The 12,222-nt window shown below is 66.0% G+C and carries 14 protein-coding genes; 10 read left to right on the top strand and 4 right to left on the bottom strand.

Features of this window, described 5'->3' with window-relative positions; all coding sequences use genetic code 11:
* Positions 1-712: Coq4 family protein (locus JWM94_RS10185; RefSeq protein WP_299426004.1), on the bottom strand; the 712-nt coding region annotated here is incomplete at its 3' end.
* A gap of 151 nt (positions 713-863) precedes the next feature.
* On the opposite strand from JWM94_RS10185, the gene JWM94_RS16115 reads away from it, so the two are divergent.
* Positions 864-1,271, top strand: coding sequence for a DUF6547 family protein (locus JWM94_RS16115; protein WP_367185881.1), 408 nt, complete (start codon positions 864-866; stop codon positions 1,269-1,271).
* A gap of 91 nt (positions 1,272-1,362) precedes the next feature.
* On the opposite strand, the gene dnaN is transcribed toward JWM94_RS16115, so the two are convergent.
* Positions 1,363-2,478: a DNA polymerase III subunit beta gene (gene dnaN, locus JWM94_RS10180; RefSeq protein ID WP_299426002.1), complete on the bottom strand. Its 1,116-nt coding sequence runs from the start codon at positions 2,476-2,478 to the stop codon at positions 1,363-1,365.
* Between the two features lie 210 nt (positions 2,479-2,688).
* Between dnaN and JWM94_RS10175 the strand changes: the two genes are divergently transcribed.
* The 4 genes from JWM94_RS10175 to rlmN are packed head-to-tail and all read left to right on the top strand — an operon-like array spanning position 2,689 to position 5,576.
* Positions 2,689-3,333, top strand: a complete 645-nt coding sequence (locus JWM94_RS10175; RefSeq protein ID WP_299425999.1) for a histidine phosphatase family protein — start codon at positions 2,689-2,691, stop codon at positions 3,331-3,333.
* Positions 3,330-3,785 (top strand): hypothetical protein, encoded by a 456-nt coding sequence (locus JWM94_RS10170; RefSeq protein WP_299425997.1) that lies wholly within the window; start codon positions 3,330-3,332, stop codon positions 3,783-3,785. Before JWM94_RS10175 ends, JWM94_RS10170 begins: the two co-directional genes overlap by 4 nt.
* 9 nt (positions 3,786-3,794) lie before the next feature.
* Positions 3,795-4,307 (top strand): hypothetical protein, encoded by a 513-nt coding sequence (locus tag JWM94_RS10165; RefSeq protein ID WP_299425995.1) that lies wholly within the window; start codon positions 3,795-3,797, stop codon positions 4,305-4,307.
* Positions 4,308-4,340: 33 nt separating this feature from the next.
* On the top strand, positions 4,341-5,576 hold the full coding sequence (gene rlmN, locus JWM94_RS10160) for a 23S rRNA (adenine(2503)-C(2))-methyltransferase RlmN (RefSeq protein WP_299425993.1): 1,236 nt from the start codon (positions 4,341-4,343) through the stop codon (positions 5,574-5,576).
* Positions 5,577-5,579: 3 nt separating this feature from the next.
* Here rlmN and JWM94_RS10155 read toward each other — a convergent pair whose 3' ends face one another.
* Positions 5,580-6,908 (bottom strand): glycoside hydrolase family 1 protein, encoded by a 1,329-nt coding sequence (locus JWM94_RS10155; RefSeq protein ID WP_299425991.1) that lies wholly within the window; start codon positions 6,906-6,908, stop codon positions 5,580-5,582.
* A gap of 208 nt (positions 6,909-7,116) precedes the next feature.
* Between JWM94_RS10155 and JWM94_RS10150 the strand changes: the two genes are divergently transcribed.
* The 4 genes from JWM94_RS10150 (at position 7,117) to JWM94_RS10135 (ending at position 10,767) form a co-directional block, all read left to right on the top strand.
* A complete protein-coding gene (locus tag JWM94_RS10150) occupies positions 7,117-7,872 on the top strand; it encodes a sulfite exporter TauE/SafE family protein (RefSeq protein ID WP_299425990.1) in 756 nt (251 codons plus the stop codon).
* Positions 7,873-7,908: 36 nt separating this feature from the next.
* Positions 7,909-8,670: a cytochrome b/b6 domain-containing protein gene (locus JWM94_RS10145; protein WP_299425989.1), complete on the top strand. Its 762-nt coding sequence runs from the start codon at positions 7,909-7,911 to the stop codon at positions 8,668-8,670.
* Positions 8,667-9,425, top strand: a complete 759-nt coding sequence (locus tag JWM94_RS10140) for a molybdopterin-dependent oxidoreductase (RefSeq protein WP_299425988.1) — start codon at positions 8,667-8,669, stop codon at positions 9,423-9,425. The genes JWM94_RS10145 and JWM94_RS10140 overlap by 4 nt, the downstream gene beginning before the upstream one ends.
* Before the next feature lie 103 nt (positions 9,426-9,528).
* Positions 9,529-10,767 carry a cyclopropane-fatty-acyl-phospholipid synthase family protein gene (locus JWM94_RS10135; RefSeq protein ID WP_299425987.1) on the top strand — a complete coding sequence of 413 codons (1,239 nt, stop codon included), beginning with the start codon at positions 9,529-9,531 and terminating at the stop codon, positions 10,765-10,767.
* Here JWM94_RS10135 and JWM94_RS10130 read toward each other — a convergent pair.
* Positions 10,755-11,174: a DUF1801 domain-containing protein gene (locus JWM94_RS10130; protein ID WP_299425986.1), complete on the bottom strand. Its 420-nt coding sequence runs from the start codon at positions 11,172-11,174 to the stop codon at positions 10,755-10,757. The two genes, JWM94_RS10135 and JWM94_RS10130, sit on opposite strands and share 13 nt — an antisense overlap.
* A gap of 48 nt (positions 11,175-11,222) precedes the next feature.
* Between JWM94_RS10130 and JWM94_RS10125 the strand changes: the two genes are divergently transcribed.
* Positions 11,223-12,222: argininosuccinate synthase (locus JWM94_RS10125; protein WP_299425985.1), on the top strand; the 1,000-nt coding region annotated here is incomplete at its 3' end.

Here is a 12,222-nt window from a genome sequence, read left to right as displayed (position 1 = left end):
CGCGCTGCGCCTTCAGATACGCGATCGGCTCGCCAAGGTTGAGGCGCTGGCGCGCCGCGTCGAGCGGCTCGTGGAGGAGCTGCTCGTAATCCTCGCCCGAAATCCACTTGGCCTTCTTGCCGCGCTTATAGCCTTCCCACACCGCCCTCATGAACAGGTTGTTGCCCGTCACCTTGCGGCTCTTGAGCGCCGCCGCGCCGCCGATGAATGCCCAGCCGAGCCCGCCGACCTGCGCATAGCTGAACGCGACCAACGCCGCTTCGCCCATGCTCTCGTCCGCCTTGTACCCGGTCAACACGTGCCAGATGTCGTGCGTGTCGCGCACCCGCCGCCCGAACCAGGCGTAGGGGTGGAGCATCATCTCTTCCTGGTTGATGTTCGACACTTCGGCCAGGCCGTCGGCCGAATAGCCCGTCGATTCGAGGAAGTGGTTGTACGCGGCCCCGACCGTGCCGGGCGCGAATTGCCGGGCGTAGCCCGGCTGCGAAAAGACCTGCGCGAGCTCGTGCCGCTCATACGCCATCCGCCCGCCCTCGGCAGTCGCGATGAACTTGGCGTAATTCATCGGCGCGTTGCCGACGTTGAGCGCGCGCATGATGCGGAACACCTGCGTCGTGTCGTCGCCATTGGCGAGCAGCTTGCGGATCGCATCGAACGCGGTGCGCCAGTCGCGGCGTCCGGTCGTGCCGGGGAAGGGAGGGAGCTTGGCCATCGGTGTGATTCCTTACTGACAATGATGTTAGTAAGCGAATCGGGGGCACGAGTCAAGAGAGCTGCCGAGCGGCAACATCCGACCCATCTGCGGACATTGTGCAACAGACGTCGCTGCAATATGATTTAAGCGAAGCGCTGACCGCACCTGGATGAACTGCCGCATGAGCGATGAGCAAGCCGGACTGACATATCGGACGTTCATCGATGAGATGGTTAAAGACGCTCGACAGTCCGTTTTGGCGAATAGGATAGCTGCACACGGCCATACCGAGCGAACGAATGATTTGGACTTGCCTCTAGAGCCTGACGAGGTTTTGCGAAAAGAGTTTTGCGAAGGCCTAGGCCCCGACCAAAAAGTAATACTGGCCCACCTCCTTACAGAAGAGCGAGAAGGAGCGTTCCATGACGTGCTCGCCTATCTCGAATGGGCGGTATCGACCGGAAGGCTAAGCGTCATTGGCGCACACGGGTCATTCGCTAGCGAAGTAGAAGACACGATGCATGGCGATTACATTTCGCGTCTTGCCGGTCATAGGTGGCAAGCAAGCTGGGTATAGGCCGAACATCCGCTTACCACCCAATAGCAGTCATCCGCCGTCCGAAAAGGCAGCGTGATAGTGTGACCCTAGTGTGACTTTTCGCGCGGGATCACACCCGCATCGGCATCAGCACATACAGCGCCGGCGACTTGTCGTTCTCGCGGATCAACGTCGGCGCGCTGGCGTCGGCGAGGTGAACCTCGATCGTGTCGCCCTCCATCTGCCCCAAAATGTCGAGCAGATAGCGGCTGTTGAAGCCGATCTCGAACCCGCTCGCGGCGTAGTCGCCGGGGACTTCCTCCGCAGCGGTGCCGTTTTCGGGGCTGGTCACCGAGAGCGTGATCTTGTCGCGGTCGAGCGCCATCTTGACCGCGCGCGTTTTCTCGGTGGCGATGGTCGAGACGCGGTCGACGCCTTCCTCGAAGCTGCGCGGGTCGATCTTGAGGATCTTGTCGTTTCCCGTGGGGATGACGCGGCTGTAATCGGGGAAGGTGCCGTCGATCAGCTTCGAGGTCAGCAGCGCCTGCCCCAGGTCGAAGCGGATCTTCGAACTCGACAGCGACACGCCGACCGATCCGTCGATCTCGTCGAGCAGCTTGCGCAGCTCCGCCACGCATTTGCGCGGGATGATGATGTCGGGCATTCCCTCGGCGCCATCGGGCCGCGGCAGGGTGACGCGGGCGAGGCGGTGGCCGTCGGTCGCGGCGGCCTTGAGCACCGGCTGCGCGCCGTCGTCCGCCACGTGCCAGAAGATGCCGTTGAGGTAATAGCGCGTTTCCTCGGTCGAGATCGCGAAGCGGGTCTTGTCGATGATCTGCTTGAGCGTTTCCGCCGGCAATTCGAACGACACCGGCAATTCGCCCTCGGCGATGACCGGAAAATCGTCGCGCGGCAGCGTCCCGAGCTGGAACCGCGCGCGGCCGGCCATGATCGTCATCTTCCCCTCGGCCGCCGCGAGGCTGACCTGGCTGCCCTCGGGCAGCTTGCGCGCGATGTCGAACAAGGTGTGCGCCGATACGGTCGTCGCGCCGGGCGTATCGACCGCGGCGGCGACGCTTTCGTTGATCTGGAGGTCGAGGTCGGTCGCCATCAGCTTGAGCTGGCCGTCGGCGGTCGCGTCGATCAGGACGTTCGACAGGATCGGGATCGTGTTGCGGCGCTCGACCACCGACTGCACATGGCTCAGCCCCTTGAGGAGCGTTGCACGTTCGATCGTCGCCTTCATGGTCGTACCCCCGGGCCGGCGCCCATTTCCTTCCCGCCAGACAGAGACAATCCGGGGGCGTTAGCCGTCTCCTTTCCTTAACGAGAATTGGCCGTGGGGCAAGCGTTCGCAAGGCGTCGCGACGCGCGCAATTGTGGATGAATCGCGGCCCGAGCTTTGGCGTGCCGAAACCCGTTGCTTTTGCCGCGGCCTCCCCCAAAAGCTGGCGTCATGGCGGCACGGACACAGCGACGGGGACGCGATTTCATCGCGCGGCATGGCGAGACGGTGTTCAACGCCGCCGGACGGTTGCAGGGCGAGGCGCCGCACACCCCGCTGACGCGCGCCGGGTTCGCACAGGCGGACGAAATGGGGGAGGCGTTGCGGCATGCGTTGGGCGATACGCCCTTGCTGACGCTGTGGGCGTCGCCCACCGGGCGCGCGCTCCAGACGCTGGCGGTGATGGCCGAGCATGTCGGGCTCGACTGGCATGGCGCGAAGACCGACCCACGACTGATCGAGATCGGCATGGGGAGCTGGGGCGGGCGCTATTACGCCGACGTCATTGCCGAGGTCGGCGACGTCGTGGACCGGCCGAGCGGGCTGCTGCTCTCGGCGCCCGACGGCGAACTTTATCATCAGATCGCCGAGCGCGTGTCGGGATGGCTCACCGACACCGACGACGATCCAGGCGACCGGCTGGTCATCATGCACGGCATTTCGAGCCGGGTGATGCGCGGGGTGATGACCGGCGCGCCCGTGGTCGAGCGGTTCGGCGCGCCGGCGGCGGGGCATTTACCGCAAGGATCGCTGGTGATGATCGAGGCCGGGGTTGAGACGATCGTCCATCTCGGCGGCGGCGGGGAAGTGGTATGAGCATGTTCGCGCTCCTCCTCCTGCTCGCGGCACCGCGCGAGACGATCGGCGTCTATGGCAGCTGGGGTGCGTTCAGCGACGCCAGCCCGCGCCGCTGCTTCGCGATCGCGCAGCCGGTCGATCCCGCGCAACGCGCCGGATCGCTCAGTATCGCCACCTGGCCCGGGCAGAACATTCGCAACCAGCTCCACGTTCGCTTGAGCCGCCCGCGCGCCGGATCCGCGCGCGTCACGCTGTCGATCGGCGAGCGGCGCTTCGATCTGGTCGCGGGCGACGCCGACGCCTGGGCGCCCGACGCGCGCACCGACGCCGCGATCGTCGCGGCGATGCGGTCGGGCCGCTCGATGAGCGTCGAGGCGCTCGGCCGCGACGGATCGGCGTTCGCGGACACGTATCAGTTGTCCGGCGCCGCCACCGCGATCGATGCCGCCGCGCTCGCTTGCCGTCGATAGGAGGACCGCATGATCCTGATTCCGTTGCTGCTCGCCGCTGCGCCGCAGACCACGCCGCCGCCCGCCCCGCCCAAGGTCGATTGCAGCGACGCGGATCACCGTGCCTTCGATTTCTGGATCGGTGACTGGGACGTGTCGGCGACCGGCTCGCCCGGCGTCATCGCGCACAGCCGGATCGAGAAGATCGTCGGCTGCGCGATCAGCGAGACCTACGACCAGACGATCGGCCCGGGGGGCAAGCCGACCGACTATCATGGCCGCAGCATCAGTTCGTACGTTCCCGCCGACAAGGGCTGGCGGCAATTCTACACCGACAATGGCGGCGCGGCATCGACGCTGACCGGCGGCGTCGCGGGCGGCGCGATGGTGCTCACCTCGCGCCTCGGCCCGGTCACCAACCGGATGACCGTCAAGCCCAACACCGACGGCAGCGTCAACCAGCGGGGCGACTTTTCGACCGACGACGGCAAGACGTGGAAGCCCGCCTACGACTTCACCTACCGCAAGCGCGCCGCCACCTAGAAAAGTCCGCGACTTTCGCCTATGTGCGCCGTCATGCAGACAGCGTCGTCGGCCCTCCCGCCCGGTTACGGGCAAATCGAACCTATGCCCATACCCGGGCATATCGATCCCGTACCCGTGCCGCGCGCCGCCGTTACGCGCGCCGACGGGCGGATCGACTTGCTCGGGTTGTCGAAGGACGATCTGCGGCTTGCGCTCGAAACCTCGCAGCTCGAGCCCAAACAGGCCAAGCTGCGCGCCAAGCAGCTGTTCCACTGGATCTATAATCGCGGCGTCACCGATTTCGCGCTGATGACCGACATTGCGAAGACGATGCAGCCCTGGCTCGCCAATCGTTTCGCGATCAGCCGGCCCGAGGTGATCGAGCAGCAAGTCTCGACCGACGGCACGCGCAAATGGCTGCTGCGATCCCCGGATGCGCAGGATTACGAGATGGTGTTCATCCCGGATGCCGATCGCGGGACGTTGTGCGTGTCGAGCCAGGTCGGCTGCACGCTCAATTGCCGGTTCTGCCACACCGGCACGATGCGGCTGGTGCGCAACCTGACCCCGGCGGAGATCGTCGGGCAGGTGATGCTCGCGCGCGATTCGCTCGGCGAGTGGCCGAGCCAGCCCGAGGGCCGGATGCTCACCAACATCGTGATGATGGGGATGGGCGAGCCGCTCTACAATTTCGACAATGTCCGCGACGCGCTGAAGCTGGTCATGGATGGCGACGGGCTCGCGCTATCGAAGCGCCGGATCACGCTCTCGACCAGTGGCGTAGTGCCGATGATGGCGCGCGCGGGCGAGGAGATCGGGGTCAACCTCGCGGTGTCGCTCCACGCGGTGACCAAGGAAGTCCGCGACGAGATCGTGCCCTTGAACCGCAAATACGGGATCGAGGAGCTGCTCCAGGCGTGCGCCGACTATCCCGGCGCCAACAACGCGCGGCGGATCACGTTCGAGTACGTGATGCTCAAGGACAAGAACGACAGCGACGCCGAGGCGCACGAGCTCGTCCGGCTGCTCCGCAAGTACAAATTGCCCGCCAAGGTCAATCTGATCCCGTTCAACCCGTGGCCGGGCGCACCGTACGACACATCGACGCCCGAGCGGGTACGAGCGTTTTCGAACATCGTCTTCGAGGCCGGCATTTCCGCGCCGGTCCGCACCCCGCGCGGGCGCGACATCGATGCGGCGTGCGGGCAGCTCAAGACCGCCAGCGCGAAGAAGTCGCGGGCGGAGTTGGACCGTCAGGCCGAGGAAAAGCTTGCCGCTCTGGGCTAGGCGTCAGGTCCGGTTGGCCCGGGCGATCGCGCCCAGGTGAAACGCGCTGGGTTTCGGCGTGCGCTTGAAGGTCTTCAGGTCCACCGCGGCCAGTCCGAAGTGCACGCCGTACCCGGCGCCCCACTCGAAATTGTCGAGCAACGACCAATAGAGGTAGCTGTGCACGGGAATGCCCTCGTCGATGCAGTCGCGCAGTCCCTCCAGCGCCTGGTCGATGAACGCGATGCGGCGCGTGTCGTCGTCGGTCGCGATGCCGCTTTCGGTGACGTAGATCGGCTTGCCGATCGCCGCATGCGCCCAGCGGATCGTGTTGGCGAGCGCGGCGGGATAGAATTCGTAGCCTGCGGCGGTCATTTCCGCGCCCGGCGGCGGGGCGACCGGCCCGTTGGGGCCGACCAGGATCCGCGTATAGGTCTGGATGCCGATGAAATCGGCGTGGCTGCGCGCGACGCTGACCCAATCGCCATAGAGCCGATGCCGGTATTCGTCCGCCAGCGACGCCGGGCCGACCGACTGGACGTCCTGCGTCGTCAGCGTCACGCCCACTGGAAGGCCGGGCCGCGCCGCCTTGATCGCGTCATAGCCCTGACGATGCGCCTCTTGCAGCAACGGCGTCGCGATCGCCGGATCGGCATAAGCGAGGCGGGAGAAAAGCGGCGAATCGGTCGCCTTCGCCGCGACGGCGAGCGATGCCTTGGCGACGGCCATGCCGGCGGCCAATTGCGGCATGACGCTCACCAGCAGGCCGATATTCGCCTCGTTAAAGGTGGTGGCGCGGTCCATTAGCCCGCCCAGATGCTCTGCCGCCTTGCCGCAATAGCGCGCGAACAGCGCTGGCGAGTCCGCGACCTCGAACCCGCCGCGCATCGCGAACCAGAGCGGCGTGGTGAAATGGTTGAACGTCACCATTGGCCGCATTCCGTGCGCCCGGCACGTTTCGAGCACCTTGGCGTAATGATCGAGTTCGGCATTGGAAAAATGCCCCTCGTTGGGCTCGATCCGCGCCCATTCGATGCCGAGGCGATAGCAATTGAACCCGAGCTTGGCCGCCAGCGCGATGTCTTCGGCATAACGATGATAGCTGTCGCATGCGTCGCCCGACCGGTCCTTGAAGATGGTGGGCTTGAGGTTTTCCATCAGCCAGGCATCGCTGTTGGTGTTGTTGCCCTCGCTTTGATGCGCGGAAATCGCGGTGCCCCACAGGAAGCCCGGCGGATAGCTCGCGCGCCGCGCGCCGAGCGCGGGACCGGCCAACGCGCTTGCCATGCCGGCCGCCGTCGCGCCCGCCACGACATCGCGGCGGGAGGGATTGTCCCGGCTGATCCGCGTCATCTCGGCCTCCTCTCTAACTGCCGCTCACTCGCGGGTGAATGAGCCTAAGGTCGGACGATGGCGCAAGCAATAACGCGGCCGGGCTCGCTCCTTCACCTTCACCCGTCACCCCGGACTTGTTCCGGGGTCCACCGTGCCGCAAGAACGATCACCCGGTGCATTCGCGGCACGGTGGATGCCGGAACGAGTCCGGCAAGACGGGGGATAAGTGGACCTTCCTACGATTGCCCTTGCCGCCGCCGCCGGATTTGTCGGCGGAGCGATGAACGCGCTGGCGGGGGGCGGGACGTTCGCGACCCTGCCGTCGTTGCTCGCGCTGGGGCTGCCGGCCAATCTCGCCAATGCCACCTCCAACGTCGCGCTGCTGCCGGGGGCGGGGACCAGCGCCTGGGCGTTTCGCGACGAGCTCGCGCCGCTCAGCGGGGTGTCGATCAAGCTGCTCGCGGCGATTACCTTCGCGGGCGGGCTGGTCGGCAGCGTATTGCTCGTGCTGACCCCCAGCCGCGCGTTCGACGTCATCATTCCGTGGCTGGTGCTCTACGCCTTCGTCGTGCTCGCGTTCGGCAAGAGCGCGTCGGGTTGGCTGCAACGACGCGTCTCGATCGGGCGCCGGACGCTGCTCAGCGCGCAGATGCTGCTCGGCGTCTATGGCGGCTATTTCGGCGGCGGCGTGGGGCTGATGACCACCGCGACCTACGGCTTGCTCGCCGGGCACAGTCCGCGCGAACTGTTCGCGCCGCGCACGCTGATGCTCGCGGTCGCCAACCTCGCCGCGGCGGTCGTGTTCATCGCGGCGGGGATGGTGCGGTGGTGGGCGTGCTTGCCGATGCTGGCGGGCGCGGTGATCGGCGGATGGGCGGGCGCGCATGTCGGCAAGAAATTGCCTGCATCCGTGGTGCGCGGCTGGACGTTACTCGTGACGGGCGCGACGGTGATCGTGTTCTTCGCGCGCGCATACGGCTAGGGTTACGCCGCCGCCGGGAGGGAGTAAGGTCGTTCGATGGAAGAGGCTGCGCTGCCCCCCGATCCCTCGCCGTCCGCGACCGTGTATCGCCACCGGCTGGCGACGCGCATCTGGCACTGGGTAAACGCGATCACGGTGTTCGTGATGATCGGCAGCGGGTTGACCATCCTCAACGCGCACCCGCATCTGTATTGGGGCGATTACGGCGCCAATTTCGATCATCCCTGGCTCAACACGCCGCACTGGCCCGCCTGGCTGACGATTCCGTCGGGCTATAACCTGGCGCTGGCGCGGCGCTGGCATCTGACCTTTGCGCTGTTGCTAGGCTTTGGGTTGCTCGCGTTCATGATCGCCAGCCTGCTCAACCGCCATTTCCAGCACGATCTGCGCGTGCGCGCGAAGGAAATCGCGCCGAAACATCTGATCGCGGATGCCGTCGCGCACGCGCATTTCGATTTCCACAATCACGACGATCCGGCGGCGTACAACACGCTGCAAAAGCTGTCCTACGTCGTAACGATCTTCGTGCTGATCCCGCTGATGATTGTCACCGGGCTCGCCATGTCGCCGGCGATGGACGCCGCGTGGCCGTGGCTGCTCGACATATTCGGCGGGCGGCAATCGGCGCGGTCAGTACATTTCATCGCGGCTGCGGGGCTGGTCGGGTTCATCGTCATTCACCTGACCTTGGTGATCCTCGCCGGGCCGGTCGGCGAGGTCGTGTCGATGATCACCGGGCGGTGGAAACTGCCCGAGCCTCCGCCCCGTCCTGTCCCCGAACCGGAGGCAGCCGAATGACGCTGATCACCAGGCGTGGGCTTGTCGCGGGTAGTGCGGTCGGCGCCGGGCTGTTGCTGTCGGGGTGCGACAAGCTCGGCACCCAGCCGGCGTTTCGCAAAATCCTGTTCTCGGGCGACAAGATCAACCATGCGACGCAGCGCGCGCTGAGCAATCGCGGCGCGCTCGCGCCCGAATTCCGCGCCGACCAGATGTCGCCGATCTTCCGCGTCAACGGCACACACGATCCCGCGACGCCTGACTACAACGCCCATGTCGCGGCGCGCTTCGCCGATTGGCGCGTCCAGGTAGGCGGGCTGGTTACTCGCCCGCTGTCGCTGAGCCTCGCCGATCTCGGCGCGCTGCCGCAGCGCGCGCAAATCACCCGCCACGACTGCGTCGAGGGGTGGAGCGCGATCGGCAAGTGGCAGGGGCCGATGCTCGGGACATTGCTCAAGGCGGCGGGGGTGCGTGATGCGGCGCGCTTCATCGTCTTCACCTGCGCCGATCTCTATCACGGCGCACCCTATTACGAATCGATCGACATGGTCGACGCCTTCCATCCGCAGACGATCCTCGCCTGGGCGATGAACGACCAGCGGCTGTCGGTCGGCCACGGCGCGCCGGTGCGGCTGCGCGTCGAACGCCAGCTTGGCTACAAGAACGCCAAGTACGTCGCGCGGGTCGACGCGGTCGCCAGCCTGGCCGGGATCGGCGGCGGACAGGGCGGGTATTGGGAGGATGCCGTCGGCTACGATTGGTACGCGGGCATTTGAGAGGCGCTTTGATCCGCTCACGCGGATGGGGGAGCGGGCCGGTGCCGTCTGCCAAAGGAATCGTCTTTTCATCGCCGTAATCGCCAACTAGCAGCCAAAGCCTATGGCGCTGATCGACACCTTCTTCGCCCGCGCGTTCAAGCGGGGCACGCTCCACGTGACCTATGCCGATGGTTCGACGAAGAACTTCGGCGTGCCGGACCCCGACTTCCCTGATATCGCGATCCGCTTCACCGATGCGGGCGCGCCGGGGGCGATCGTCCGCAACCCGTCGCTCGGCGTGGCCGAGGCGCTGATCGACGGCCGCGTGGTGATCGACAAGGGCGACATCATGGGATTGCTGGCGCTGGCCAGCGCGAACAACCGCTGGGAAGCGGCGACCGGCGCGCTGATGCCGTCGGCCACCGCGCGCGCGACGACATGGGTCAAGCGCAAGCTCGACCAGTTCAACCGCACGCGCGTGTCGCGCCAGAACGTCAAGCATCACTACGATATCGGCAACGACTTCTACGACCTCTTCCTCGACGCCGACCGCCAGTACAGCTGCGCGTACTTCCTCGACCCGGACAATGAGAGCCTCGAACAGGCGCAGCTCGACAAGAAGGCGCATATCGCCGCCAAGCTGGCGCTCAAGCCGGGCATGCGCGTGCTCGATATCGGCTGCGGCTGGGGCGGGATGGCGCTGTATCTGCACCGGACCTACGGGGTCGACGTGCTCGGCATCACGCTCAGCGAAGAGCAGATCAAGGTCGCCAACGAACGCGCTGCGGCGGCCGGCGTGTCGGACCACGTCAAGTTCGCATTCACCGACTACCGCGAACAGACCGGCCAGTTCGACCGCATCGTGTCGGTCGGCATGTTCGAGCATGTCGGTCCGCCGCAATACCGCACCTTCTTCCGCAAATGCCGCGACTTGCTGACCGACGACGGCGTGATGCTAGTACACACGATCGGCCGCGCGGGCGCGCCGGGGGTCACCGACGAGTTCACCGCGCGCTACATCTTCCCTGGCGGCTACATCCCCGCGCTGTCGGAGATCGCCAAGGGCTATGAAGGCCTGCGCTACTACATGACCGATTGCGAGGTGCTGCGGCTGCACTACGCCTACACGCTCCAGGCCTGGTACGACCGTGCGGTCGCCAACAAGGACAAGATCGTCGCGATGTACGACGAGAAGTTCTTCCGGATGTGGACCTTCTACCTCGCCGGCTCGTGCGTCAGCTTCCGCTACGGCGGAATGGTCAATTACCAGCTGCAGTTCGCGCGCAACCGCCACGCGCTGCCGATCACGCGCGATTACATGCTCGAGGAGGAACGACGCCTAGGCGGTCAGTCCGGATAGGCGACACGGTTGGCGGCTAGCGCCTCGGTCAGCAGCGCCTCCAGCACGGTCATGTCCACGTCGGCCAGCGCCTTGATATGGGTGCAGCCGCCCGCGACCTTGAATGTGCCCAGGCGGGGCATCAGCGCCGCATGGTTCGCGCCGCGCCGCAGGCCGTACAGCACGAGCGCCGCCTTGCGCGGGGCGAAGCACAGTCGCGGCATCACGTCTTCCCGCCCGGCGGCGGTGCGATAGCGACACTGACCGAAGGCGACGATCGACGGGCCATACATCGCCGCGGGCTCGCCGGTCAGCCGCCTCATCAGCTCGATCAGGACGCGCGCATCGGCGACCCGGCGTTCGGGCGTGACCGTTGCCAGGAACGTGTCGACCGGCACATCGGTGAACTGCGTCTTGTTTTCGGCCATACGCTCCCCCCGGTTGCACCGGTCCCATCGCTCGCATAGGGCGCGCGCATGACCGATTCCAGCATCAACCGCGTCGTGCTTGCCTATTCGGGCGGGCTCGACACCAGCGTCATCCTCAAATGGCTTCAGCAAACCTACAGTTGCGAGGTCGTCACCTTCACCGCCGACCTCGGCCAGGGCGAGGAGCTCGAGCCCGCGCGGCGCAAGGCCGAGCAGGCCGGGGTCCGTCCCGAGCACATCTTTATCGACGATCTCAAGGAAGAATTCGTCAAGGATTACGTGTTCCCGATGATGCGCGCCAACGCGCTATACGAAGGGCTGTACCTGCTCGGCACGTCGATCGCGCGGCCGCTGATCGCCAAGCGCCAGATCGAGATCGCGCGTCTGGTCAACGCCGACGCGGTTAGTCACGGCGCGACCGGCAAGGGCAACGACCAGGTCCGCTTCGAGCTCGGCTATTACGCGCTCGCCCCCGACATCAAGGTGATCGCGCCGTGGCGCGAATGGGATCTGACCAGCCGCACGCGGCTGATCGAGTTCGCCGAGCAGCACCAGATCCCGGTGTCGAAGGACAAGCGCGGCGAAGCGCCGTTCTCGACCGACGCCAACATCCTGCACACCTCGAGCGAGGGCAAGGTGCTCGAGGACCCGTGGGAGGAAGTCCCCGATTACGTCTATTCGCGCACCAACAACCCCGAGGACGCGCCCGACACGCCCGAATTCATCACGGTGGATTTCGAACGCGGCGATGGCGTCGCGCTCAACGGCGAGGGGATGAGCCCCGCGACCTTGCTCGCGAAGCTCAACGACCTCGGCAAGACCCACGGCATCGGTCGGCTCGATCTGGTCGAGAATCGCTTCGTGGGCATGAAGTCGCGCGGCATGTACGAAACGCCGGGCGGCACGATCTATCACCTCGCGCATCGCGGGATCGAGCAATTGACGCTCGACCGCGGCGCCGCGCACCTCAAGGACGAACTCGCCCCGCGCTATGCCGAGCTCATTTATAACGGCTTCTGGTTCGCCCCCGAGCGCGAGATGCTCCAGG

It is taken from the genome of Sphingomonas bacterium (assembly GCF_028289855.1).
In the GTDB taxonomy this organism is placed as follows: Bacteria; Pseudomonadota; Alphaproteobacteria; order Sphingomonadales; family Sphingomonadaceae; genus Sphingomonas.
Note: the sequence above shows the minus strand (reverse complement) of the source record. Positions and strands in the feature narration are given on the sequence as shown.